We start from the raw sequence: 24,839 nt of genomic DNA, 5'->3' as shown, positions 1-24,839 counted from the left end.
TCCCCGACCTTACATTTCCGGCACCTCGAGGATCATCTCGGCGATGCGGCGGGGCAGGCCCGGCGAGAAGAGCGAGTGGCCCATTCCGGGGATCGTCGCCAGGCGCGCCTGCGGGATCTCGGCGGCGAGCACCCGGCCGTGGGGGAGCGGGCGCAGCGGGTCGTGGGTGCCGTGGACGACCAGCGTGGGGGCCTTCACGGCGGACAGCGGGACGCGCCGGTCGGCGGTCATCACGCGGCCGGCCAGGTCGTGGTTGAGCGCCGCCGCGGGATTGTCCATCGCGTCGTGGGCCTCCTCGGCGAAGCGCCGCGCGGCCTCCTCGTCGAACGGCAGGGCGTCGCCGTTCAGCACCCGCCAGGTCTCCACGTTCGCGGCGACGATCTCCGCGCGCGTGGTCCTGGGCAGGGCCGCCGACCGTTCGAGGTGCTCCAGGAAGGCCGGCGCGGGCGGCGGCAGGTCGGCCGGGTCCGGCTCCTGCCCGGCCAGCGCCCGCGCCCAGGCGGGCCCGGCGTCGGCGCCCATCGGGCCCGTCATGATCGCGGTCAGCGCGGCGACCCGATCGGGGTGGTGCACGGCCAGCCACTGACCGACCGCGCCGCCGAGCGAGACGCCGGCGATGTGCGCCTTTTCGACGCCGTACGCGTCCAGCACGGCGAGCGCGTCGGTGGCCAGGTCCGCGAGCGTGTACGGGTGCGCGGCGAAATCGACGCAGCCGGAGCGGCCGGTGTCGCGGTGGTCGAAACGGATCACCTGGCGGCCGCCCTGGACGAGGGTGCCCACGAGCTCGGCCGGCCAGCCCGATCCCGGGGTGGACGTGCCCATGACGAGCAGCACCACCGGATTCGTCACGTCACCGAAGCGCTCGGTCCACAATCGCAAATTCCCGGATGAAATGAATTTCCCGTCGCCTTTCATGTTCATCAATATAGCGAAATGTAGAATTGCGGAATTCGTGGTATAATAGAGTTGTCGCTTTACGGTGGCGATCGCTTCCACGACATGCCCCACCCCGTGATCGGCGACCGCCGTTGCCCAGCTCGGCCCCGTAGCGCGCCGCCGCGATGGCGACCAGCTCCCCGGCCGCCCCCTCGCCCAGCCGGTGCCGTCCCGCGAACTCCTCCGCTCAGCGCACGAACGCCGCGTCCAGGTCGATCAGGGTCCTGTCGAGGTCGAAGAGGGCGAGAGGCGATGTCAGGCGGTGAAGTCGGCGAAGTCGAAGCCCGGCGACACGACGCAGCTCACCAGGACCGCCTCGTCCCCGGCCGGGCGGGCCGACTGCCACACGCCGCCCGGCACGACCGCCTGGGGCACCTGGCCGTGCTCGACGCCGGGGCCGAGGGTGACGGTGGTGTCGGCGATCGTCAGGGCCAAGGGGCCGCCGCGGTGCCACAGCCAGAGCTCCGCCGACCTGACCAGGTGCGGCACCGACTCCTCGCCCGGGTGCAGCAGGAAGTAGATGGCCGTGGCGCTCGACCTGGGACCCGGGTAGCCGTCCGGCCGGAAGGTGACCGGTGACCGCCATGTCTCTCTGAACCAGCCGCCTTCGGGGTGGGGGAGGAGGTCGAGGGCTTCGGCGATGGGCGGGCGGCGTACGAAGGCGATGGGGGCGCCTTTGACGTCCCTGCGCAGGAAGCGGTCGCCGTCGAGGACGAGCTGGCCGTCCAGCGCGCTCGCCAGGGCCGTGGCCTCGTCCGGAACCTCGGTGGACGGGCCGTCGGGGTAGATCCGTAGCTCCACGTACCCACTTTATGCCGATATTTCCGGCACCCCTCGAGCAGGCGGCGGCTCACACGCGTCACCAGCGGATGTGAGGGGCGCCGAAAATGGCCAGGTTCGGATGTTCTGGACCCGGCGCGAAATGTCGGTCCTCCTGGCTAGTCTGCGGCAAGTGATCGAACGGTGGAGCCGTGATCAGGTCCTCGCCCTCGCCCCCGACGCCTCCTCCCAGAAGGCGGCGCAGGGGGTCGCCGCGCCCGGGAAATGGTCGTTACGCGGTGCGATGGACACGGTCTTGTACGGCGAGTGCAAGGGCAGCGGTGCCAAGCCCTACCTGGCATGCGTCGACCTGACCGAGCCCGCATACCGGTGCAGTTGCCCGAGCCGGAAGTTCCCGTGCAAACACGCACTGGGCCTGCTCCTCATGTGGTCCGCCGACGAGGTCCCGGCCTCGGAGACGGCACCACAGTGGGTCACGGAGTGGATGGAGGGCCGCGCCGAACGAGCTGCGAAGTCGGCCGCCCGCATCGAAGCCGCCCGCGCCAGAGCCACCACCGAAGCGGCGGCGGAGACCCCCGACCAGACCGCCGAGGTCCCGGACTCGCCGGCCACCTCAGGCACGCCCACATCGGACGGGCCTACTTCAGGCGGGACCGGCTCGGGCGGTGTTGCGCCGGGCGGGACCGCTTCGGGCGGGACCGCTGGGGCCGGGGCCAGGTCGCAAGTGGGCACCCCGGGCGAGGCCGCGTCGGGAGGTGACACGTGGACCGGTGCCGCGTCGGATGAGGGCATGCCGGATGGGGCAGTGCCGAGCAGGACCGGTTCGGGCGGTGTTGCGCCGGCCGGAACGGGTTCAGGCGGGGCTGTTTCGGGTGGGGCCGGGTCGAGCAAGGCTGCTGTGTCGGCCGGTGCCGGGGCCGAGTCCGTGCGTCATGGGCGGGTGGCGTCCGGGCTGGCCGAAGTGGAGCGGTGGCTGGCCGACCAGGTGCGCCAAGGGCTGGCCGGGGCCGCTGAGCACGACTGGGACGGCCTGGCCAAGCGGCTCATCGACGCCCAGGCTCCCGGCGTCGCCGGCATCGTGTCCCGGCTGTCGCGGGTGCGGGCCGAGGACGACTGGCCGGGGCGGCTCCTGGAGGAGTACGCCCTCATCAACCTGCTCGCCGTCGCCTACCGCAGGCGGGCCGAACTGCCGCGCCCGCTCGCCCAGACCGTGCTGATCCGTGCCGGGTTCCCCATCCCCAGGGAAGAGGTGCTGGCCGGGGTGGCGATACGCGACCACTGGGACGTTCTGGGCAGGCGCGACGAGGAGCAGGACCGGCTGACGGCCCGCCGGGTCTGGCTGCGCGGCCGCCGCACCGGCCGGGCGGCGCTGATCCTTTCGTTCGCGCCCCAGGGACAACCGCTGGACGCCTCCCTGGTGACGGGCACGACCATCGACGCCGACCTCACGTACTACCCGGGCGCCGCCCCCTTGCGCGCCCTGGTCGCCACCCGCCACGGCATCGTGTCGTCCACCGGACCCCGCACGGGTCCGCTCACCGGCCATGGGGTCGCTGGGTCCGCCGGTCGCGAGACCGTCCCGCCAACCGGTGGTGGCACCGCTTCGCTCACCGGCCACGGGGCCGCCGCGTCCGTTGGTCGCGGGACCGCTTCGTTCGCCGGGGGCTCGTCCACCCCCAGCGCGGCGGCCGGTGCGGGGGTGCTCAAGGTGCCGCCTGGGGTGTCGGCGGAGGAGGCGCTTGACGAGGTGGCCAGGGTGCTGGCCGAGGATCCGTGGACCGAGGCATGGCCGCTGGTGCTGGCCGGGGTGGTTCCCGAGCGGGACTCCATTGGCGGCCTGCCGCTGCACCCGCGCGCCCGCGACCCCTGGCGCCTGATCGCCGTCTCGGGAGGCCGCCCGCTCACCGTCGCCGTCGAGTGGTCCCCCCAGGGCCTGCGCCCACTGACCACCTGGGATGACGAAGGCACGGCGGTGATCCTGTGACCGGCGGGGAAAGCGAGCGAGCGGTCATGGGTTCTGCGACTGGCCAGGAGGGTGGCAGGGCACCCGTGGATTCTGTGATCGGTCCCGAAGGCGCGAGGGTGGTCGTGGAGTGTGGCGGCCGTCGTGAGGGCGCGTGGGTGGTCGTGGGTCGTGGCATTGGCCGTGAGGGCGCGAAGGTGGTCGTGGATTGTGGCACTGGCCATGAGGCCGCGTGGGTGGTCGTGGGTCGTGACACTGGCTGTGAGGGCGCCTGGGCGGTCGTGGGTCGCGGTGTCGGCTGGGAGGGTGAGGGGGCGGTCGTGGTGGGTTCTGTGGCCGGTCGGGAGGAGAGAGTGGGGGTGGGGTTGTGAGTGGCTGGGAGGAGTTGGCGTCGACGGCGCTCGTGGGGACCGATCGGCGGCCGTACCAAGGTGACCTGCTTGAGGTGGCCGCCGTTGAGGTGGCGCGGCGGCGGGCGGGGCGGCGGGTGGCGGAGGTGACCGGCCGGGAGCCGGTGCCCGAGGAGGAGCGTCAGGCCGTGGGCAGGCCGGCCGGCGAGCGTCTGGGCAGGATGCTGGCCGGTGAGCACGAGCGGCTGATCCCCGAATGGCTGGCCGCGGCCGCCGCCACCGGCCGGCGCGTGCCCCCGTACGTGCTGCCCGACCTGCTTGAACACGGCCGGCGCGACCGTTCGATCCGGGTGCACCTCGGGGTGCTGGCCGGGCACCGCGGCCGCTGGCTGGCCGGGCTCAACCCCGCCTGGGGATTCCTCCTGGAGGAGCCCACGGGCGAGACGTGGGAGCTGGGCGGCCCCGCCGACCGGCTGGCGCACCTGCGCGCGCTCAGGGCCGCCGACCCGGCCGAGGCGCGGCGGCTGCTGGAGAGTACGTGGGAGCGCGAGGGGCCCGACGATCGCGCGGAGTTCGTCCAGGTGCTGAAGGACGGACTCGGGATGGAGGACGAGTCGTTTCTCGAGCAGGCGCTCGACGACCGCCGCCGCGAGGTGCGGCAGGCCGCCGCCAACCTGCTCACCCGCCTGCCCGATTCGCGCCTGGCCCAGCGCATGGCCGAGCGGCTGCGCGCCTGCGTGACGGTGAAGGGGGACATCATCGCCATCGAGGCGCCCCCGGCCTGCGACAAGGCGATGGAACGTGACGGTGTGCGCGCCAAGCCGCCCCGGGGCGCCGGTGAGCGCGCCTGGTGGCTGCAGCAGATCATCGCGCGCGCCCCGCTCTCAGTGTGGGGTCTGCCGCCCGCCCGGCTGCTCGCGATGAAGATCCCCGACTGGGACGACGAAGTGAAGGCGGCCTGGGTACGCGCCGCCGTACTGCAGAAGAACCCGGAGTGGGCGCGGGCGATGTTCGGCTGGGACCCGATCGCGGACCTGCTCGACTCGCTCCCGCCCGCCGAGCAGCAGGAGCTCGCGGCCGGATTCGTACGGAAGCACGACCTGGACAGCCAGTTGATCATGGTGCTCGGCGGCGTCTCGTCCCACTGGCGCGAGGGCCTGGCCACGGCCGTCCTGCACAAGATCGTGAAGGTGGCCACCACGCAGCCGTGGAACCTCGGCGAGCTGGTCAAGCTGGCGGGCGAGCACATCGACCCCGCCCTGTTCCCCCTCGCCGAGAGCTATTCGCCGGTCGAGTCCATCCAGCAGGTGGCCGCCCTGCTGCGTTTCCGAGCCGACATGTACAAGGAGCTGTCCCGATGACCGTTCTGCGCCCGCACGCGGAAGACCAGTACGCCGAAGAGCTGGCCCTCCTGTCCAAGGACGACGACCGGTCGCGGCCGCCGGGCTGGAAGTTGTCGCCGTGGGCCGTGACCACGTACATCCTGGGCGACGGCGACCGCGTCACCCCCAAATACGTGGGCGCGCGGCGCATCGTCGAGGTCGCCGTCGCCACCCTGGCCACCGACCGCGCGCTGCTGTTGCTCGGCGTGCCCGGCACCGCGAAGACGTGGCTGTCGGAGCACCTGGCCGCCGCCGTCAGCGGCGACTCGACGCTGCTCGTCCAGGGCACCGCCGGCACGGCCGAGGAGGCCATCCGGTACGGCTGGAACTACGCCCGCCTGCTCGCCGAGGGCCCGTCCTTCGAGGCGCTGACCCCCTCGCCCGTGATGCGCGCCATGGCCGAGGGCCGGATCGCCCGCGTCGAGGAGCTCACCCGCATGCCGTCCGACGTCCAGGACGCCCTGATCACCGTACTGTCGGAGAAGACCCTGCCGATCCCCGAGCTCAACCGCGAGGTCCAGGCCGAGCGCGGCTTCAACGTGATCGCCACGGCCAACGACCGCGACCGGGGCGTCAACGAGCTGTCCAGCGCGCTGCGCCGCCGCTTCAACACGGTCGTGCTGCCGGTGCCCGCCACCGCCGAGGAGGAGGTGGACATCGTCGCCCGCCGCGTCACCCAGCTCGGCCGCGCCCTGGAACTGCCCGAGACCTCGACGGGGATGGCGGAGATCCGCCGGGTGGTGACGGTGTTCAGGGAGCTGCGCACCGGCGTCACCGAGGACGGGCGCACGAAGGTCAAGTCGCCGAGCGGCACCCTGTCCACGGCCGAGGCCATCTCGGTGCTGACCAGCGGCATCGCACTGGCGGCCCACTTCGGCGACGGGGTGCTGCGGCCGTCCGACGTGGCCGCCGGGATCGTGGGCGCGGTGGTGCAGGAGCCGGTGTCGGACCGGGTGGTGTGGCGCGAATACCTGGAGACCGTGGTCCGCGAGCGTTCGGACTGGCGCGACTTCTACCGCGCCTGCCGCGAGGTGTCATGAGCGTCTCCGTCCTCGGCGTACGCCACCACGGCCCCGGCTCGGCCCGCGCCGTGCGGCGGGAGCTCGAACGCCTGCGCCCCGACGCCATCCTCATCGAGGGCCCGCCGGAGGCCGACGCGCTCGTCGGGCACGCCCCCGGTCTGGAGCCGCCGGTCGCGCTGCTCGCCCACGTGCCGGGGGCGCCGGCCCGCGCCGCGTTCTGGCCGTTCGCGGCGTTCTCGCCTGAATGGCAGGCCATCCTGTACGGGACTGCGGCCGGTATCCCCGTGCGCTTCTGCGACCTGCCCGCCGCCCATTCCCTGGCCGAAGACCCGGATGGCGACGATGGCCCCGATGACCCGGGCGCGTCCGGCGGGCCTGATGGGCCTGGTGGTGGTGACGACGCCGACGGCTCCGGGGGGCCTGGTGGAGGCGAAGGGCTGTTGCGGGTCGATCCCATTGGGGCGCTGGCGGCGGCCGCCGGATATGACGATCCGGAGCGCTGGTGGGAGGACGTCGTCGAGCACCGGGGCGACACCCCGTTCGAGGCGATCGCCGAGGCCATGGCCGCCGTACGCGAAGGCCACGAACCGGACGCCCGGGAGGCCAGGCGCGAGGCGTACATGCGTAAAACCCTCCGCGCCACCCTCAAGCAGGGCTACGGCCGGATCGCGGTGATCTGCGGGGCCTGGCACGTGCCCGCGCTGACCGGGCCCCTGCCGCCGGTGACGGCCGACAACGCGCTGCTGCGCGGCCTGCCGAAGGTGAAGGCCGAGCTGACGTGGGTGCCGTGGACGTACGGGCGGCTGGCCTCGTGGAGCGGGTACGGCGCGGGGATCACCTCGCCGGGCTGGTACCACCACCTGTTCGAGGCGCCCGACCGGCCCGTGGAGCGGTGGCTGGCCGAGGCCGCGGCGGTGCTGCGGGACGAGGGGCTGGCGGTGTCGTCCGCGCACGTCATCGAGTCCGTACGGCTCGCGGACAGCCTGGCCACCCTTCGCGGCCGCCCGCTGGCCGGGCTCGGTGAGGTCACCGAGGCGGCCAGGGCCGTGCTGTGCGAGGGCGACGACCTGGCCGTGGAGCTCATCCAGCGGCGCATGGTCGTCGGCGACCGGCTCGGCCACGTCGGCGACGGCACGCCGATGGTGCCGCTGCAGCGGGACCTGCGCGACCAGCAGCGGCGGCTGAAGCTCAAGCCCGAGGCGCTCGACCGGGAGATCGACCTCGACCTGCGCAAGCCCCTCGACCTCGACCGCAGCCACCTGCTGCACCGGCTGCGGCTGCTCGGCGTGGACTGGGGGACGCCGGGGCAGGCGCGCGGGAAGGGCACATTCCGGGAGACCTGGACGTTGCAGTGGCGGCCCGAGTACGACCTCGGGCTGATCGAGCACGCCGCCCTGGGCACCACGGTGGTCGCGGCCGCCGCCCGGCGAGCCATAGACCTGGCCGGCGGTGGGACGGGGGCGGCGGAGGCGGTGTCGCTGGCCGATCTGACGTCGCTGGTGGAGCAGTGCCTGCTGGCCGATCTCCCGGAGGCGCTGCCCGGCGTCCTGGCGGCGCTGTCGGCCAAGGCGGCGCTGGACACCGACGTCACCCACCTGATGGCGGCGCTGCCGGCGATGGTGCGGGCGCACCGGTACGGCGACGTGCGCGGCACCCCGGCGGAGGGGCTGGCGGTGATCGTCCGCTCGATGCTGGACCGGATCTGCGTCGGGCTGCCGGTGGCCGTGACCGGCCTCGACGACGACGCGGCGGCGGACCTGCTCAAACACGTGGACGCCGTCCACTCGGCCGTCGCCCTCCTCACCGACGCCCCGGCGACCACCGGCGCGGTCGTGGAACGCGCCGACGCCCCGGCGACCACCGACGCCCCGGCCTCGGAGACCGCTGCCGGTGGGGTGTCGCCGCGGAGTCGGTGGCTGGTCACCCTGCGGGGCATCAGCGACCGGCAGGACCTGCACGGGCTGATCGAGGGACGGCTCACCAGGATCCTGCTGGACGCGGGCGAGCTCGACGACCCCGCCGCCCGCATGTCCAGGGCCATGTCCAGAGGACAGGTCCCGGCCAGGGCGGCGGCCTGGGTCGAGGGGTTCCTGGCCGGTGGCGGGCTGCTGCTGGTGCACGACCCGCGCCTGCTCGCCCTGGTGGACGGCTGGCTCACCGGGCTGTCCGGCGACCAGTTCACCGACGTGCTCCCGCTGCTCCGCCGTACGTTCGGCGCCTTCGCCGCGCCGGAGCGCCGGGCCATCGGCCAGCGGCTGCGCTCGGCCGGCCGGGACGAAGGGGCGCGGGAACAGGACGTGGACGAGCGGCGCGCGGCGGCGGCCGTGGCCACCGTCCTGTCGATCATCGGAAAGGCGGCGGAATGAGCGCGGCGGACGAGCGGTTGCGGCGGTGGCGGCTGGTGCTCGGCGGGGGAGAGGCCGACGGCACCGGCTGCGGTCTGGAGGGCCTCGACGCGCGGATGGACGCCGCCCTGGCCGCCGTCTACGACCAGGGCCCGGAGCAGGGCCGGGGGCAGGCCAGGGAGGGCGGGCTGGGCGCGTCCGCCCCGAGGGTGGCCCGCTGGCTGGGCGACATCCGTACCTACTTCCCCTCCACCGTCGTCCAGGTCATGCAGAAGGACGCGATCGAGCGGCTCAACCTCACCAGGCTGCTCCTCGAACCCGAGATGCTCGAGGCCGTGGAGCCCGACGTGCACCTGGTCGGCACCCTGCTGGCGCTCAACAAGGTCATGCCCGACCAGGCCCGCGAGTCGGCCAGGGCCCTGGTGCGCAGGGTCGTCGAGGAGCTGGAGCGCCGCCTGGCCCAGAAGACCAGGGCGGCCGTGACGGGGGCGCTCGACCGCTCGGCGAGGACGCACCGTCCCAAGCGGGTGGCCGACATCGACTGGGACCGGACGATCCGGGTGAACCTCAAGAACTACCTGCCCGAGAAGAACACCGTCGTCCCGTCGCGGCTGGTCGGCTACGCCCGCCGGCAGCGGTCGGTGCAGCGCGAGGTGGTGCTGTGCATCGACCAGAGCGGGTCGATGGCGGCCTCGGTGGTCTATTCGAGCGTGTTCGGCGCGGTGCTGGCGTCGATGCGGTCGCTGAAGACGTCGCTCGTGGTGTTCGACACGGCGGTGGTGGACCTCACCGACCAGTTGCACGACCCGGTGGAGCTGCTGTTCGGCACCCAGCTCGGCGGTGGCACCGACATCAACCGGGCCATCGCCTACGGCCAGGGCCTCATCACCAGACCGGCCGACTCGATCTTCATCCTGATCAGCGACCTGTACGAGGGCGGCGTCCGGCAGGAGATGCTGCGCAGGGTGGCGGCGATGAAGGAGGCCGGCGTCCAGGTGATCGTGCTGCTCGCCCTGTCCGACGAGGGCGCGCCGTTCTACGACCACGAGAACGCCGCCGCGCTGGCCGCCCTGGGCGTACCCGCGTTCGCGTGCACGCCCGACGCCTTCCCCGACCTGATGGCAGCCGCGATCGAGCGGCGCGACATCGCCCGCTGGGCCGAGCGCCGCACGGACGTCTGACCGCGCATCAACGCCGGCTCAATCCGAGGGCCGGGCGCGGCGCGGCAGCAGGTACGACAGCGCGAACGTCAACGCCAGCAACCCCACCTCCACCCACACCGTGACCTGCATCGACGCCCCGAACCCCCACCGGCCGGCGAGCAGGTTGAAGAACAGCGTGCCGAGCACGGCGGTGCCGAGCGCGCCGCCGAGCTGCTGCACCGCCGTCATCGTGCCGGAGGCCGAACCGGACTCGTGCGGCTCGACCCCGGCCAGCACGATGTCGAAGAACGGCGCCATGGTCAGCCCCATCCCGATGCCGACGAGCCCGAGCCCGGGGGCGAGCTGCCAGGCGCCGACGTCGAGCCCGGCCAGGTGGATGGTCAGGGCGAGCACGGCCGCGCCCGCCGCCATGACGATGGTGCCGATCTGCAGCAGGCCGCGGCCCAGCCGCTCCTGGAGCCCCGACATGGCCAGCGCGAAGCCCGCCACGCCGCCGATCGCCTGTGGCAGGCCCGCGAGGCCGGCCTGTAGCGGCGTGAAGCCCAGGCCGAGCTGGGTGTAGAGGTTGAAGACCAGGCCGAAGCCCATCATGCCGGAGAAGAACGCCAGCCCGGCCACGAGACCGCCGGTGAAGGCCCGCTTGCGGAACAGGCCGGGCGTGACCAGCGGGTCCCTGCCCGACCTGGCCCGGCGCGCCTCGTAGCGGCCGAACACGGCGAACATCACGATCGAGGCCGCCATGGAGACGAACGTCCACACCGGCCAGCCCAGCTCGCGGCCCTGGATGAGCGGGAAGATCAGCAGGAACGAGGCCACCGAGACGAGGGCCACGCCGGGGAGGTCGAGCCTGGTGGCGTTCGAGAGGCGGTATTCGGGCAGGAAGCGCAGCGCGGCCAGGATGGCGGCCAGACCGATCGGCAGGTTGATCAGGAAGATCATGCGCCAGCCCGTACCGAAGAAGTCGGCGTCGACCAGCCAGCCGGCCAGGACGGGCCCGCCGACGGACGAGATCGTCATGACCGGGCCGAACATGCCGAACGCCTTGCCCAGCTCCCGCGGCGGGAACATCTCCTTGATCAGGCCCAGCCCTTGCGGGATCATCACGGCGCCGAACAGGCCCTGGAGCACCCGGCTGCCGATCAGCATCTCGGGGGTGACGGCCACGCCGCACAGCAGGGAGGCGGTGGTGAAGCCGATGGCGCCGATCACGAACATGCGCTTCCTGCCGTACAGGTCGCCCAGCCGTCCGCCGGTGATCAGCCCGATGGCCATGGCGAGGGTGTAGCCGGCGCCGAGCCACTGCACGAGGCTGTCGGAGCCGCCCAGCTCCCGCTGGATCGTGGGGGCGGCGATGGTGGTCACGAGGGCGTCGAGCAGGTCCATGACCTCGGCGGCCAGGATCACGAACAGGGCGATCCAGCGATGGCGATAGGGCTGGACCGCGGTCACCTCCGCGGAGGCGGTAACACTCATGGGAACTCCTCGGAATAACGACGTTCTAGGCAACGAACAGCGTTCGTTACGAACACCGTTTTTAGGTGACGAACGATGTTCGTGTCAAGTACAGTGTTCGTATGGCAGATCGCAAGGACGAGGACGTGCCCCCGCCCCCGTGGCGCAGGTCGCGGCGGCCGGCGCAGCTCAAGCGGCAACTCAGCCAGGAGCTCGTCATCGAGACCGGGATGCGGATCCTCGACGCCGAAGGGCTCGACGCGCTGAGCATGAGACGGGTGGCCCAGGAGCTCGACACGGGCCCCGCCTCGCTGTACGCGCACGTGGCCGGCAAGGACGAGCTGCTCGAACTGATCTACGACCGCGTGCTCGGCGAGATCCGGCTGCCCGAGCGCGATCCGGCCCACTGGAAGGAGCAACTGCGCACATACGCCACGGAGATGCACCGCGTCCTGGCCGCCCACGCCGACGTGGCCAGGGCGGCGCTCGCCACCATTCCCACGGGGGAGAACTCCGTCCGCGCCGGCGAATGGGTCTTCGGGCTGCTGATCGAGGCCGGCATGCCGCCACGGGAGGCGTCCCTGGCGATGGACCGCCTGTCGCTGTACCTCGTCGGCGACGCCTACGAGGGCTCCCTGCACTACGCCCGGATGCGCGCGGCCGGCCTGACCGACAGGAGGGAATACTTCGAGTCGTTCATCGGCCAGATTGCCGCCTACTACCGCGCGCTGCCGCGAGACCGGTTCCCGCACGTCAGCGGCCACGTGGACGACCTCATCGACGCCGACGGCGAAGAACGCTTCCGCTACGGCCTCGACCTGCTGCTCGACGGCATCGAGGCCCGCATGCGGGCCCGGTAGCACGCGCGCCTTAGGGCTAATTGCCTAGGCCCCGCGCCCGATGTGCCCGGCCGGGGATCACCATAGCTTGCCGGTATGACGACGACTGCTGAAGAAACGACGACGCCCCCGGTCAGCGTGGTGGCCCCGCAGTACCGCGCGCTCAGCGTCGGGCTGGTGGCGCTGGTCACGCTGCTGGCCTTCGAGGCGATGGCGGTCGCCACGGCGATGCCCGTGGTGGCCCGCGACCTGAACGGCATGCCTCTGTACAACCTGGCCTTCAGCGCCACCTTGGCGGCCAGCGTGATCGCGACGGTGCTGGGCGGGCGGTGGAGCGACGTACGGGGGCCGCTCCAGCCGATCGGCGCCGGCGTGGTCACGTTCGTGACCGGGCTGCTGCTGGCCGGGTTCGCGCCGAACATGGAGGTGTTCGTGGCGGGCCGGTTCGTGCAGGGGCTCGGGATCGGACTGACCCAGGTCGCGCTGTACGTGCTGGTCGCCCGGGTCTACCCGGGTTCGATGCACCCCAAGGTGTTCGCCCTGTTCTCGGCGGCCTGGGTGGTGCCCTCCATGGTCGGCCCCGCGATCGCCGGTTTCGTGGTCGAGAACTCGCACTGGCGGTGGATCTTCCTCGGCGTCACCTTCATCGTCATCCCGTCGGCGCTGCTGCTCTGGCGCGGCACCATGGGCAGGTCGGCCGAGAGCGGCATCGCCGAGCCCGCCCCCGGCCTCGGCCGCAAGCTCGTCTGGGCCACGCTGACCGCCGTGGCCGCCGCCCTGATCCAGTACGGCAGCGCGCTCAAGCTCGCCGGCCTGCCCCTGCTCGCGGCCGGGGTCGTCCTGCTGGTCGTGGCCCTGCCCAAGCTGCTGCTGCCCGGCTCGCTCAGGGCCGCCCGCGGCCTGCCGACCGCGCCCGTGCTGCGCGGCCTGGCCTTCGGCTCGTACACGGCGGCCGAGGTGTTCATCCCGCTCATGCTCATGAACGAGCGCGGCCTGACCGCCACCGGCGCCGGCGTCGTCCTGACCATCGGGGCGCTCGGCTGGTCCGCCGGCTCGTGGGTCAAGGGACGCGGCATGATCGGCAACATGGCGGCCATCCGCGGCGGCGCCGCCCTGATCGCCGTCGGCATCTCGCTGGTGACGCTCGTGCTGGTCGACGCCATGCCGCTGGCGGTCGCGTACGTGGCCATGGCCCTCGGCGGGCTCGGCATCGGCGCGCTGCACCCCACGGTGTCCGTCCTGGTGCTGGAGATGTCCAAGGAGGGCGAGGAGGGCAACAACAGCGCGGCCGTCGGCGTCGGGGAGTCGGTGTTCACCGTGCTCGCCGTCGCGATCAGCGGCGCCCTGTTCACCGCCGCCGGAGGAAGCTACGTGGCGGGTCTCGCCTTCACCGCCGCGCTGGCCGTCCTGGCGTTCATCCTGGCCCCGCGTTTTGTGCACTCCCCCGCAGCGGGCACTATGGAAGAAACCGCGTCCTAAAAGGGGAGTACATGCCGCGAGTGCGGGAGCTTGAGGTTTTCCGGCTGGTCCTGCCTCATGGCAGGAGGTCGGAGAGCCTGCTCGTGAAGCTCACCGACGACGGCGGCATGACGGGCTGGGGCGAGGCGACCTCGCCGGCGCCGAAGACCTGGTCCAGGCTCGAAGAGACGCTGGCCGCGCTGCTGATCGGGGTCGACTGGGAGCACCCCGACGCGGTGCCGGGCGACGACCAGGCGGTCGACATGGCCTGCTGGGACCTGTGGACCAGGATGCGCGGGGTGCCGCTCGCGGAGGCGATCGGCGGCACCCGCACCTCGCTCATCGCCACCGTGCGGCTGACTCCCGATCCGTCCGTGGAGAGCCTGGTGAGCCGGGTCAACCAGCAGGTCTGCGCCGGCTACGGGCACGTCACGCTGGACGTGCGGCCCGGATGGGACGTGGAGCCGGTGCGGGCGGTGCGCGCGGCGTACCCGGCGCTGACCCTGGCCGTCGACTGCGGCAACGCCTACACCGACCTCGGCCAGCTCGTCGCGCTCGACTCCTACGGCCTGGAGGTCATCGAGCGGCCGTTCCCGGTGGCCGACACCTACTCCCACGCCTCCCTGCAGGACCAGGTGTCCGCGTCGGTCGCGGTCGAGGCCGGGTCCACGGCCGAGCTGGACGACTACCTGACGTTGCGGGCGGCGCGCGTGCTGCTGCTGCGGCCCTCCGCGTTCCCGTCGCTGTCGGAGGCCAGGCGCGCGCACGACCGGGCCGCGGCGGCGGGCTGGGACATCCAGTGCGCGGGCGGCCAGGGGGCGGGGCTGGCCAGGGCGGCCACCGTGGCCATCGCCAGCCTGCCGGGCTGCACCCTGCCGTGCGACGTCACGCAGCCGCCGCGCCAGAACCAGATCGTGACCCCGATCGTGGGGGCGAACGCGGGCGTCGTCGCGGTGCCGCTCACGCAGTCGGGGCTGGGGCACGACATCGACGAGACGCGGCTGCGCCGGCTGGCCAAGGAGTCGTTCCGCGTCTGAACGGGCTCCCCTCGGGCGGCCGTGGCCACCCGAGGGACTCTGAGAAGCCTAGAACGGCAGCGAGTCGTAGTGCAGGTTCACGCCCGTGAGGATGTCCGACAGGCCGTAGAAGCGCTCGCCCGCCCCGATGACGGCGTCCCGGACGTTGTGCACGCGGTCCAGCAGGCCACTCGTCGGGGAGGCCGAGGCCACGAGCGCGGTGACCAGGGCGGCGGTGGCGAACAGATGAGCGCGACGGCGCATGGCGTACCTCCTGAGTTGCGGAAACCCCAGGAGAACATGGCCGGCTCGGCCGCCGCCGGGTCCGCCACAGGGGCAAGGCGGGTTCTTTACGCTTCCGTCAGGCGATGGACGGTCTCCGGCGGGGAGGCGATAATCCAAGATCCGATACCCCTCAACGGAGAGAGTGTATGGATCTCAAGACGCACAGTCCCGCCCTGCAAGGACGTCTGGCGGTCGTCGCCCTGATCCTCTCGGTCCTGGGGCTGGTCACGATGGCCATCCCGAGCATCGCCGGAGTCGGCCTGGGGCACGTGGCCTACTGGTGCTCGAAACAGCCCGGCGGCAGGGGCCGGGACGTGTCCGTCGCGGCCGTGGCGGTCGGCTACGTGGGCATCGCCTTTTATGTGATCGTCTTCGCCTTCGCGGACGTCTTTTAGTGATCTACATCGTAAAGGGCAGCCTCCAGTAGGAGCGCCCCCGCCCCTTGGAGGGCGGCGTTCCGGCCCGCGCGGGCCGGGGCTATCTCCAGATCCCGGGTCGCCAGCGGCAGGCAGCGTTCCCAGACCGCGGCCCTGATCGAGGTGAGCAGCGGCTCGGCCGCCGACAGGCTGCCGCCGACCGCGATCACGTCGGGGTTGAAGAAGTTCACCAGCACCGTGAGGACTTCGCCCATGCGGCGGCCCGCGTTGCGTACCAGGCTGGTGGCCTCGGGGATGGCGTCGTTGACCAGGGTGACGATGTCGGCGGGGCGGGTGACCTTGAGGCCCGCCTCGGTGAGGGCCGCCATGAGGGCGGCGCCGCTGGCGTAGGCCTCCAGGCAGTCGGGGTGGCCGCAGGCGCACAGGATCGAGGAGTCGGAGCGGACGCGTACGTGGCTGATGTCGCCGGCCGCGCCGCGGCCCCGGTGCAGGTGGCCGTTGACGATGACGCCGCAGCCGATGCCCGTGCCGGCTTTGACGACCATGAGGTTCTGGCTGCCGGGCCACCATCGAGCCTCGCCGGCGGCCATCAGGTTGGCGTCGTTCTCGACGAGGACGGGCAGGTCGTAGCGGCCGGCGAGGTGTTCGGCGACGGGGAAGTCGTTCCAGCCGGGCATGCGGGAGGGGGTGACGACGCGGCGGGTGGCGGGGTCGACGGGGCCGGGGATGCCGGTGCCGACGCCTCGGAGGGGGGTGCCGGCGGGGACGTGTTCGGCGAGGAGGTCGTCGAAGGCGTCGGCGAGGTGGTCGAGGGTGCGGCGGGGGCCGTCGGCGATCTCGCAGGGGCGTTCCTCGATGACGAGGGGGGTGCCGCTGAGGTCGAGGAGGCCGAGGCGGACGTGGTGGGAGCCAAGGTCGGCGACGGCGAGGACGCCGGCGGTGGGGGACAGGCGCAGGCGGCGGGGGCGGCGGCCGCCTCGGGAGGTGCCGGAGCCCTCTTGGGCGAGGAGGCCGGCGTCGATGAGTTCTTCGACGCGGAGTGAGACGCTGGAGGCCGCCAGGCCCGATAAGCGGGCGAGGTCGGCTCGGGACTCGGCCTTTCCGGTGGCGACGAGTCGCAGCAGGTCGCCCTGTGCCCCCTGCACGGGCAGCCGCTGGTTCATGTCAGATACCTACCATGGTCAGACTTAGGCCGACAACGTATTGACTTGCTACGAAATTTAGCACTACGGTCCGGCTTATCTTCGAAATCGAAGGAAGTGAGCTGTTCATGAAGAGGTTTGTCGCCGTCGCCGCCGTCTCCCTGTTAGCCCTGACGGCCTGCGGTGAGGCGAGCAGCCCCGCCGTGCCGGGTGCGTCCCAGAGCAGCGGCCCCGACGTGCTGGCCAAGGCGCCGGTCGCGACGGCGGCCGAGATCCTGCCGGGTTCCACCATGGAGAAGATCAAGCAGCGGGGCGAGCTTCTGGTGGGCGGCTCGCTGGACGCGCCGCTGCTCTCGCAGCAGAACCCGGTGACCGGTCAGGTCGAGGGGTTCGACGCGGAGATGGGCAAGGCGCTGGCGAAGTACATTCTGGGCGAGCCCAAGGTGAAGATCGTCAACTCGGCGTCGGAGACGCGGGAGGCGCTGCTCGCCAACGGGACCGTGGATGTGGTCTTCCAGACGTACACGATCACCGAGGAGCGCGCGAAGCAGGTGGCGTTCGCGGGGCCGTACTACACCTCGGGTCTGTCGATCGCGGTCAAGAAGGGGACGACGGGCATCGCCAAGCCGGAGGACCTGAACGGTAAGAAGGTGCTGGCGGGTGCGAACACGCCGGCCATTCCGGCGATCAAGAAGCTGGCGCCGCAGGCGGAGATCCTCACGTTCGGCAGTGACCCGGAGTGCATTCAGGCGCTGAAGCAGGATCGGGGGGTGGCGTACGTGCAGGATGAGACGATTCTGATCGCGGACGCCAAGAAGGACCCGTCGATCGAGATCGTGACGAAGCCGTTCACGGAGGATCCGTACGGGATCGGGCTCAAGCACGGTGACGACCAGATGAAGAAGTTCGTCAACGACTGGCTGAAGAAGACCCAGGACGCCGGGGTGTGGCAGGACATCTGGAAGAAGTCCATCGGCACGGTGGTGGCCGGTGAGGCTCCGGTGCCGCCGCGGATCGGTTCCGTGCCGGGGTCCTGATGTCCGTACTGCTGGAGCACCTGCCGGAGTTGTGGCAGGGCCTGATCGTGACGTTCCAGCTCACCGCCGCGTCGTTCGCGGGCGCGGCGGTGCTGGGGATGCTGGTGTGCGCGCTGCGGGTGGCGCCGGTGCGGGTGCTGCGGGCGATCGGCACGGCGTATGTGGAGACGTTCCAGAATCTGCCGTTGCTGGTGCTGCTGGTGCTGGCGTTCTTCGGTCTGCCGGAGATCGGGTTGCAGGCGCCGCCGCTGGTGACGGCCATTGTGGTGATCGCGGTGTACGAGGCCGCCTACGTCGCCGAGGCGCTGCGTTCCGGCGTGAACTCGGTGTCGAAGGGGCAGGGTGAGGCGGCGCGGGCGATCGGGCTGACGTTCGGCCAGTCGTTGCGGCATGTGATTCTGCCGCAGGCGCTGCGGACGGTGGTGCAGCCGATCGGCAACATCTTCATCGCGACGGCGATGAACACGGCTCTGGCGGCGGCGGTGGGTGTGGTGGATCTGACGGCGGCGGCGAACCGGGTGAACCTGGTGGAGGCGCAGCCCATTCCGATCTTCGTGGGTGCTGGTGTGGCGTATGCGCTGATCGCGGCGGCGGCGGGGTTCGTCACGGGGCGTCTGGAGCGCAGGCTGGTGATCCTGCGATGACGAGTACGGCGTTGTTCGACGAGCCGGGGCCGAAGGCCAGGCGGCGGGTCCGGGTCGCGACGGTGGCGGGGGCGCTGGCGGCGGTGGCGCTGGTGGTGCTGGCGGTGCGGCAGTTCGCGGCCAATGGGCAGCTCGACGCGGCGCGCTGGCAGCCGTACGCGACGTGGCCGATGTGGCGTTATCTGCTGGACGGGCTGTGGTCGACGTTTCTGGCGGCGGTCGTGGCGGCGGCGTTGTCGATGGCGCTGGGTTTGGCCTTGGCGCTGGGTCGGATGTCGCCGCGGGCGTGGGTGAGCCGGCCGGCGGCGGCGTACGTGGAGGTCGTGCGGACGATTCCGGCGCTGTTGCTGGTGTACGTGGTGTTGTTCGCGTTGCCGCGTTATGGGCTGGATCTGCCGCTGTTCTGGAAGCTGGTGGTGCCGCTGACGGTGTCGAACGCGGCGGCGTACGCGGAGATCTTCCGGGCGGGCGTGAACGCGGTGGAGCGCGGTCAGACGGAGGCGGGGCTGGCGGTCGGTCTGACGCGTTTTCAGACGATGCGGCTGGTAGTGCTGCCGCAGGCGGCCCGCAGGGTGCTGCCGTCGATCGTGAGCCAGTCGGTGGGCCTGCTGAAGGACACCTCGCTCGGTTTCGTGGTCAGTTATGGGGAGTTGCTCTACAGCGGCAAGGTGCTGGCCGCCTACAACGGCCTGCTGATTCAGACGTACCTGGTGGTCGCGCTGATCTATCTGGTGGTCAACGCGTCGTTGTCCAAGCTGGCGCGCACGCTGGAGGCCCGTCAGCCCGTCACGCTCAGATGGAGAACCGCTCGTGCTTGAACTCGCCACGCTGGCCGAGGTGGTCCGCTCGGGGTTCGTGGAGAGCGTCCACTACGGCAGTGCCGTCGGGCTGGGCCCTTCGGGGCGGATCGAGGTGGCGCTCGGCGGGGTGGACGCGCCGGTGCTGCCGCGCTCGTCGGCGAAGCCGTTCCAGGCGCTGGCCTGCCTGACGGCGGGTGCGGCCCTGGCGGGGCCGCGGCTGGCGATCGCGGCGGGCAGTCACACGGGCGAGGACTTCCACGTGGAGCTGGTGCGCGAGCTGCTGGCCGACTACGGCCTCGATGTCGGCGCGCTGGCCTGCCCGCCGTCGTGGCCGGAGGATCGGGGCTCGATGGAGGAGCTGGTCCGGCGGGGTCTGGGCGTCTCGCGTGAGCACATGAACTGCTCGGGTAAGCACGCGGCCATGCTGGCGGCGTGTGTGGCGAACGGCTGGGACGTGCCGGGCTACCTGTCGCCGGAGCATCCGCTGCAGGTGTGGGTGGGTTCGGTGACCGAGGAGCTGGCGGGGGAGAAGGCCGCGCACGTGGCGGTGGACGGGTGCGGGGCGCCGCTGTTCGGGTTGTCGCTGACGGGGCTGGCGCGGGCGGTGCAAGGTCTGGTGCTGGCGGCGCCGGGCAGCGCGCCGCGTCAGGTCGCCGACGCGATGCGCGCGCATCCCGAGTACGTGGGCGGGACGGGCCACCAGAACACCGAGCTGATGCGGGCGCTGCCGGGCGCGGTGGCGAAGGGCGGCGCGGAGGGTGTGCTGGTGGTGGCGCTGGCGTCGGGGCATTCGGTGGCGGTGAAGGTGATCGACGGCAGCCCGCGCGCGACGACGGTCATCGCGCTGGACGTGCTGCGCCGGATGGGCTGTGACGTGGGCGGGGCGGCGGCGTTCGAGCGGGTGGCGGTGCTCGGCGGCGGGGTGCCGGTGGGGGAGATCAGAGTGCGCCGCAGCCGTCCGTGAGGCCCTTGGTGGGGTCGTCGGTCTCCTGTTTCTTCTTCTTGGGGGACTTCGTCGGAGAAGGGCTGGCGGGGCTGGCGGTGGCGGCGACGGTCTTGCCGGCCGAGTCGCGGATGGCCTTGGCGGCGACGTCGCGGATCTTGTCCCAGTCGGGGTAGCCGGTGTTGATCAGCGGCGGTACGAACTGCACGCTGGCGACCTTGGCGTTCTTGACCTTGAGCGCCAGGGGGACGAGGTGCCTGAGCATGGGCCGGGGGATGTCGGTCCTGATCAGCTCTTTGGTGGCCAGCGCGATCTGGTTGAACCTGGTCAGCACGGTGGCCGGGTCGGCCTGGTCGAGGATGGCGCCGAGGACGCACCGCTGGCGGCGCATGCGGGTGTAGTCGTCGCTGTAGGTGCGGGAGCGGGCGTACCACATGGCGTCGGCGCCCTTGAGCTTGCGGGTGCCGGCCTTGACCAGGCCCTCGTTGTAGCGGCCGAAGACGACGTCCTGTTCGACGGTGAGCGTGACGCCGCCGATGGCGTCGATGAGGCGGGCGAAGCCCCACATGTTGACCAGGGCGTACCAGTCGACCTTGACGCCGAGGGTGTAGCCGATCGTGTCCATGAGGACTTTGGGGCCCTGTTTCTGCTTGCCGCCGAAGATCTCGGGGTGGGCGTCGGCGTACTCCCAGACGCTGTTGAGCAGGTCGCTGCGGCCGCCGCCGGGGTCGGGCGGGAGGCGGAAGCCGGTGGGGAAGCGTTTGGCCATGGGGGTGCCGGGGCGGAAGCGGACGTCCTCCAGGTTGCGCGGGAGGCTGAACAGGACGGTGCCGCCTGTTTTCACGTCGATGCTGGCCAGGTTCATGCTGTCGGTGCGTACGCCGGTTCTGTGGTCGTCGGCGTCGCCGCCGAGGAGCAGGATGTTGACGCGGTCGCGGCCGGCCCAGGGGTCTTCTGGCTTGGGCTGGGCGGCGGTGGGGGAGTCGTCGGCGGGGTCTTGGGCGAAGATGCCGTTGAGCGTGCTCTGGGAGGTATAGGCGAACTGCCCGACGAATCCGAACGGGATCACGACGACGACGGCGAGCAGGCCGGCGAGTGTGCCGGTGAGGATCTGCCCGCTCTGCGGCAGCCGGCCGGGCCGCAGGACGACGAAGGAGTGCACGATCAGGGCGAACCAGGCCAGTCCGAGCACGCCGGCGCCGATGATGACGACCGTCAGCCAGAAGTTGTCGGTCAGTGAGCCCAGGAGGTTGTCGGTCTCCGTGACGAGGTAGACGGCGAGCAGCGCCAGCAGGGCGGCGGCGTAGAGGGAGAGCAGGACCAGGCCGGTCTTGCGCCATCCGGCGCGCAGGTGGGCGGCCCCGGGGGCGAGTGCCGCCAGCACCAGCCACCCGAGGACCGCTCCGGCGCTGACTGGTTCCCTTGGCTGCCGCACGCCTTCCCCGCTTCCCCGTGTGTTCCACCGTAGACGCTGAACGCGTTGTCTGCGGCGGCCCGCCGAATGCGGGCCGCCGTTGGTCGCCGAGCCCGCTCGATAGAGGCGGCAGCCTACGGAGCAAATACGAAATCTGTTGCAATCAGAGGGTGAACATCAGTAACCGAATAAGATTCGGGGCATGGCTTTCTCGGAGATCGAGTACGGGGTGACCGATCGCATCGCCACCGTCACATTGAAGCGCCCCGAGCGGCTCAACGCGTTCACCTTTACGATGCGCGGAGAGTTGATCGAGGCTTTTGACCAGGCCGATGCCGACGATGACGTGCGCGCGGTGGTGGTGACGGGCGCCGGCCGGGCCTTCTGCGCGGGAGCGGACCTGGGCGGCGGCGGTGGCACGTTCGGCCTCCGGGACGGGGGTGAGACCGTGGACGGGGCGCCCCGCGACGGCGGCGGCACGGTGGCGCTGCGCATCGCCCGCTCGCTCAAACCGGTCATCGGCGCGATCAACGGCCCCGCCGTGGGCGTGGGCGTGACGATGACGCTGCCGATGGACGTCAGGCTCGCCTCCGAGACGGCGACGTTCGGGTTCGTGTTCGCGCGGCGCGGGATCGTCACCGAGGCGGCGTCGAGCTGGTTCCTGCCCCGGATCGTGGGCATCGCCCAGGCGATGGAGTGGGCGGCGACCGGCCGGGTGTTCCCCGCCTCGGAGGCGCTCGAAGGGCGGCTGGTCTCGCGCGTCCACGCTCCGGATGAGCTGCTGCCGGCCGCGTACGCGCTGGCCCGCGAGATCGCCGACAACACCTCGGCCGTCTCCGTGGCCGCCATCCGCCGCCTGATGTGGTCCGGCCTGTCGGCGGCCTCGCCGTGGGAGGCGCACGCGGCCGACTCACGCCTCATGGCCGAGCTGGGCGGCGCTCCCGACACGGTGGAGGGCGTGACGGCGTTCCTGGACAAGCGGCGGGCCGCCTTCCCGATGAAGGTGAGCAAGGACCTGCCGCCCGGTGTGCCGTCGTGGCCCGACGATCCTTATGGTGTCTAGCATGTACGAGATCACCGTGCTCCCCCTGCCCGACGACTTCGAGGGCCAGGTCGTCGCCACGCTGGTGTGCAGGAAGGCCCAGCCCGTCGAAGGGGCCGCCTCCCGCCGGGCGGTGCTCTATCTGCACGGGTTCACCGACTACTTCTTCCAGGACCACCTGGCCGAGCACTACGTCCAGCGCGGCATCGACTTCTACGCCCTCGATCTGCGCAAATACGGCCGTTCGCTGCTGCCGCACCAGACCAGGGGCCTGATCAGGAGCGTCACCGACTACTTCCCGGAGATCGACGAGGCGGTCCGGATCATCCGGAGCGACCACGACGAGCTGACGATCAACGCCCACTCGACCGGCGGCCTGATCGCCCCTCTGTGGGCCGACCGGGTCCGTGGCCGGGGCCTGGTGCAGGGGCTCGTGCTCAACAGCCCGTTCTTCGACCTCAATGTGCCCACGCCGCTGCGGCTGGCCGCCGATCTGCTGCGGACGCCGCTGTCGTACACGCGCCGGGCGCTGCCGCTGGGCGTCAGCACCGTGTACGGGCGGACGCTGCACCGCACCGAGCAGGGCGAATGGGACTACGACCTGGAGCTCAAGCCCCTGCGCGGCTTCTCGGTGCACGCCATGTGGCTGGCCGCCATCCGCCGGGCGCAGCGGCGGCTGCACGCGGGGCTGGCGGTGGACGTGCCGGTGCTGGTGCTCGCCTCCACGAACGGGCTTCGGGTACGCGACTTCGTCCCGGAGGCGCGCTCGGCCGACATCGTGCTCGACCCGCGTCACATCGCCCGCTGGTCCACCTCGGTGGGGCCGCACGTGACGTGTGTGCGGATCGCGGACGGCGTACACGATCTGGTGTTGTCGGCGGAGCCCGCGCGCAAGCAAGTGTTCGCCGAAGTGGACCGCTGGATGGCCGCCTTCATTCACCAGGGGAAGGAGAACAGCCCGTAGTAGGCCGCCGCCACCATCAGCAGCCCCGTGCCGCCGAGCACGCCCGCGACCGTCACGTGCTGCCACCTGCTCGGCTGCAGGCCCTCGCGCAGCGCCGACACGAACGCGGCCACGGCCGTGACCTCCTGGATCAGCATGAGCACGGCCAGCAGGCGGATGACGAGCCAGCCGGCCAGCACGGCGGGCCACGCGCCCGCCTGGTTGACCGAGAACAGCACCAGCAGCGTGATGAACGCCACCACCGACACCAGCAGGCCGAGGCTGGTCCAGGCCATCCTGGTCATTCTCCGCCGGATCGGCGGCCAGAGGCGGGCGTTGGTCTCGGCGGGGGTGGGACGGCGGCGGCGCAGGCGTACGACCATGGCCGCGACCGGGCCGGCCACGTAGCCGACGGCGGCCAGGCAGATGGTCAGGCCGAGCATGGTGCCGCCGGCGTACCAGGGGGCGGCGGGCACGTCGCTGGCCTCGAACCGCTGGACCGGGGTGGCGCCCGCCATGTGCACCGCGGGCTTGGCCGTGCCCGGCAGGCCGCTGATCCAGTTGGCGAGCGTTTCTAAATAGCCCTTGGTGAACTCGCCGCCGTGGACCCGCATGGCGTGGTCGCCGTTGGCCATGAAACGGATCGTGTACTTGTCGTTGCCCGCCTTGTCGAGCCCCTTGACGAGCGCCTGGGTGGACTCGACGAAGGGGATCGAGGGGTCGGTGGTGCCGTAGAACGCCAGGACGGGCTGCTTGATCTGCTCCAGCGCGGGCATGGCGTCGTAGCGCAGGAAGTTGAAGCCGACCCCGCCCATCGCCCTGGTGAGCAGGTCGCGGGAGCCGGCGGGGGCGTGCAGCCGCAGCAACTGCTCGTTCAGCGCCCAGGCGACCTGGCGCAGCGGTGAGACGTTCGGCGAGGACACCAGCACGATGTAGCCGACGCCCGAGCTCTTGGCCGCCGCGATCGGCACCACCCAGCCGCCCTCGCTGACGCCCCACACCCCGACGCGCCCGGGGTCGACCTCGGGACGGGTGCGCAGGTATTCCACCATCCGCAGCGCGTCGTCGGCGAGCAGCCCGAAGTCGCGTTCGCGGAAGTTGTAGCCGACCGTGCGCTTGTCGAACGCGATCGTCGCGATGCCCGCCTTGGCCAGGAACTCCGCCTGCGGCGTGAACTCCGTGCGTGAGCCGTTGCCCGACCCCGACACGAACACCATCGCCGGATGGCGGCCGTGCGTGAGCGGCATCCGGAGCGTTCCCTCCAGGCGCTGGCCCTCCGCGGGGAGCGAGATCTCCTCGCGGCGGATGGGGTCGGCCGCCACCACCGGCTTGAGCTCGGCGGCCGGTTGCGCCGGGACGGACTGGAACGCGGGGTCGGCCTTGAGCGGCGGCGGGTCGAACGCGGGAGGCAGCACGTAACCGACCGACGCGAGTGCCACCAGCGCCAGACCGGCAGCGACGCTCAGAGTGCCACGGCCAGTGCGCATTGGCCTCCCCATGTGCGTT

General features: G+C 71.7%; 22 protein-coding genes. 15 read left to right on the top strand and 7 right to left on the bottom strand.

Features of this window, described 5'->3' with window-relative positions:
• Positions 1-9: 9 nt before the first annotated feature.
• Positions 10-879, bottom strand: a complete 870-nt coding sequence (locus tag C4V41_RS08160; protein ID WP_235029974.1) for an alpha/beta fold hydrolase — start codon at positions 877-879, stop codon at positions 10-12.
• Positions 880-1,191: 312 nt separating this feature from the next.
• Complete coding sequence (locus C4V41_RS08155) at positions 1,192-1,737, bottom strand: cupin domain-containing protein (protein WP_200823831.1); 546 nt, start codon at positions 1,735-1,737, stop codon at positions 1,192-1,194.
• A gap of 151 nt (positions 1,738-1,888) precedes the next feature.
• Here C4V41_RS08155 and C4V41_RS65800 point away from each other — a divergent pair, with 151 nt between their 5' ends.
• The 5 genes from C4V41_RS65800 (at position 1,889) to C4V41_RS08115 (ending at position 9,959) form a co-directional block, all read left to right on the top strand.
• Positions 1,889-3,700, top strand: a complete 1,812-nt coding sequence (locus tag C4V41_RS65800; RefSeq protein ID WP_327536412.1) for an SWIM zinc finger family protein — start codon at positions 1,889-1,891, stop codon at positions 3,698-3,700.
• A 346-nt stretch (positions 3,701-4,046) separates the two neighbouring features.
• On the top strand, positions 4,047-5,390 hold the full coding sequence (locus C4V41_RS08130; RefSeq protein ID WP_235029973.1) for a DUF5691 domain-containing protein: 1,344 nt from the start codon (positions 4,047-4,049) through the stop codon (positions 5,388-5,390).
• Positions 5,387-6,451, top strand: a complete 1,065-nt coding sequence (locus C4V41_RS08125) for an ATP-binding protein (protein WP_103955137.1) — start codon at positions 5,387-5,389, stop codon at positions 6,449-6,451. Before C4V41_RS08130 ends, C4V41_RS08125 begins: the two co-directional genes overlap by 4 nt.
• Positions 6,448-8,799: a DUF5682 family protein gene (locus C4V41_RS08120; RefSeq protein WP_103955136.1), complete on the top strand. Its 2,352-nt coding sequence runs from the start codon at positions 6,448-6,450 to the stop codon at positions 8,797-8,799. Before C4V41_RS08125 ends, C4V41_RS08120 begins: the two co-directional genes overlap by 4 nt.
• On the top strand, positions 8,796-9,959 hold the full coding sequence (locus tag C4V41_RS08115) for a VWA domain-containing protein (protein ID WP_103955135.1): 1,164 nt from the start codon (positions 8,796-8,798) through the stop codon (positions 9,957-9,959). Before C4V41_RS08120 ends, C4V41_RS08115 begins: the two co-directional genes overlap by 4 nt.
• Positions 9,960-9,977: 18 nt before the next feature.
• Here C4V41_RS08115 and C4V41_RS08110 read toward each other — a convergent pair whose 3' ends face one another.
• A complete protein-coding gene (locus tag C4V41_RS08110) occupies positions 9,978-11,414 on the bottom strand; it encodes an MFS transporter (protein WP_103955134.1) in 1,437 nt (478 codons plus the stop codon).
• A gap of 101 nt (positions 11,415-11,515) precedes the next feature.
• Between C4V41_RS08110 and C4V41_RS08105 the strand changes: the two genes are divergently transcribed.
• The 3 genes from C4V41_RS08105 to C4V41_RS08095 all read left to right on the top strand — a co-directional run bounded on the left by C4V41_RS08105 (position 11,516) and on the right by C4V41_RS08095 (position 14,727).
• On the top strand, positions 11,516-12,253 hold the full coding sequence (locus C4V41_RS08105; RefSeq protein ID WP_103955133.1) for a TetR/AcrR family transcriptional regulator C-terminal domain-containing protein: 738 nt from the start codon (positions 11,516-11,518) through the stop codon (positions 12,251-12,253).
• Between the two features lie 75 nt (positions 12,254-12,328).
• Positions 12,329-13,711 (top strand): MFS transporter, encoded by a 1,383-nt coding sequence (locus C4V41_RS08100; RefSeq protein WP_235029972.1) that lies wholly within the window; start codon positions 12,329-12,331, stop codon positions 13,709-13,711.
• An 11-nt stretch (positions 13,712-13,722) separates the two neighbouring features.
• Complete coding sequence (locus C4V41_RS08095) at positions 13,723-14,727, top strand: enolase C-terminal domain-like protein (protein ID WP_200823830.1); 1,005 nt, start codon at positions 13,723-13,725, stop codon at positions 14,725-14,727.
• Between the two features lie 48 nt (positions 14,728-14,775).
• Here the strand turns inward: C4V41_RS08095 and C4V41_RS08090 are convergent, their stop codons facing one another.
• Positions 14,776-14,970 (bottom strand): hypothetical protein, encoded by a 195-nt coding sequence (locus tag C4V41_RS08090; protein WP_103955131.1) that lies wholly within the window; start codon positions 14,968-14,970, stop codon positions 14,776-14,778.
• A 167-nt stretch (positions 14,971-15,137) separates the two neighbouring features.
• Between C4V41_RS08090 and C4V41_RS08085 the strand changes: the two genes are divergently transcribed.
• On the top strand, positions 15,138-15,386 hold the full coding sequence (locus C4V41_RS08085) for a DUF4190 domain-containing protein (protein ID WP_160150216.1): 249 nt from the start codon (positions 15,138-15,140) through the stop codon (positions 15,384-15,386).
• Here C4V41_RS08085 and C4V41_RS08080 read toward each other — a convergent pair.
• Positions 15,383-16,531 carry an ROK family transcriptional regulator gene (locus tag C4V41_RS08080; protein ID WP_235029971.1) on the bottom strand — a complete coding sequence of 383 codons (1,149 nt, stop codon included), beginning with the start codon at positions 16,529-16,531 and terminating at the stop codon, positions 15,383-15,385. The two genes, C4V41_RS08085 and C4V41_RS08080, sit on opposite strands and share 4 nt — an antisense overlap.
• 107 nt (positions 16,532-16,638) lie before the next feature.
• On the opposite strand from C4V41_RS08080, the gene C4V41_RS08075 reads away from it, so the two are divergent.
• Genes C4V41_RS08075 through C4V41_RS08060 form a run of 4 tightly spaced genes read left to right on the top strand, consistent with a single transcriptional unit; the run spans position 16,639 to position 19,955 of the window.
• Complete coding sequence (locus C4V41_RS08075; RefSeq protein WP_103955129.1) at positions 16,639-17,547, top strand: glutamate ABC transporter substrate-binding protein; 909 nt, start codon at positions 16,639-16,641, stop codon at positions 17,545-17,547.
• Positions 17,547-18,191, top strand: a complete 645-nt coding sequence (locus C4V41_RS08070; RefSeq protein ID WP_103955128.1) for an amino acid ABC transporter permease — start codon at positions 17,547-17,549, stop codon at positions 18,189-18,191. The genes C4V41_RS08075 and C4V41_RS08070 overlap by 1 nt, the downstream gene beginning before the upstream one ends.
• A complete protein-coding gene (locus C4V41_RS08065) occupies positions 18,188-19,009 on the top strand; it encodes an amino acid ABC transporter permease (protein ID WP_103955127.1) in 822 nt (273 codons plus the stop codon). The genes C4V41_RS08070 and C4V41_RS08065 overlap by 4 nt, the downstream gene beginning before the upstream one ends.
• Entirely contained in the window at positions 19,002-19,955 is a 954-nt protein-coding gene (locus C4V41_RS08060; RefSeq protein WP_103955126.1) for an asparaginase, read from the top strand. Before C4V41_RS08065 ends, C4V41_RS08060 begins: the two co-directional genes overlap by 8 nt.
• Here C4V41_RS08060 and C4V41_RS08055 read toward each other — a convergent pair.
• The gene (locus C4V41_RS08055; RefSeq protein WP_103955125.1) at positions 19,930-21,369 is read right to left on the bottom strand and encodes an LCP family protein; all 1,440 of its coding nucleotides are present in this window, start codon (positions 21,367-21,369) and stop codon (positions 19,930-19,932) included. The genes C4V41_RS08060 and C4V41_RS08055 overlap by 26 nt on opposite strands.
• Positions 21,370-21,550: 181 nt before the next feature.
• Between C4V41_RS08055 and C4V41_RS08050 the strand changes: the two genes are divergently transcribed.
• Both C4V41_RS08050 and C4V41_RS08045 read left to right on the top strand, forming a co-directional pair.
• Positions 21,551-22,411, top strand: a complete 861-nt coding sequence (locus C4V41_RS08050) for an enoyl-CoA hydratase-related protein (protein WP_103955124.1) — start codon at positions 21,551-21,553, stop codon at positions 22,409-22,411.
• 1 nt (position 22,412) lies between these two features.
• Positions 22,413-23,354, top strand: coding sequence for an alpha/beta hydrolase (locus C4V41_RS08045; RefSeq protein ID WP_103955123.1), 942 nt, complete (start codon positions 22,413-22,415; stop codon positions 23,352-23,354).
• Here the strand turns inward: C4V41_RS08045 and C4V41_RS08040 are convergent.
• Entirely contained in the window at positions 23,327-24,820 is a 1,494-nt protein-coding gene (locus tag C4V41_RS08040) for an alpha/beta hydrolase family protein (protein ID WP_103955122.1), read from the bottom strand. The two genes, C4V41_RS08045 and C4V41_RS08040, sit on opposite strands and share 28 nt — an antisense overlap.
• Between the last annotated feature and the right edge of the window lie 19 nt (positions 24,821-24,839).

It is taken from the genome of Nonomuraea solani, from assembly GCF_900108335.1.
GTDB classification, from domain to species: Bacteria; Actinomycetota; Actinomycetes; order Streptosporangiales; family Streptosporangiaceae; genus Nonomuraea; species Nonomuraea solani.
This window is presented reverse-complemented; position numbering and strand designations above follow the sequence as displayed.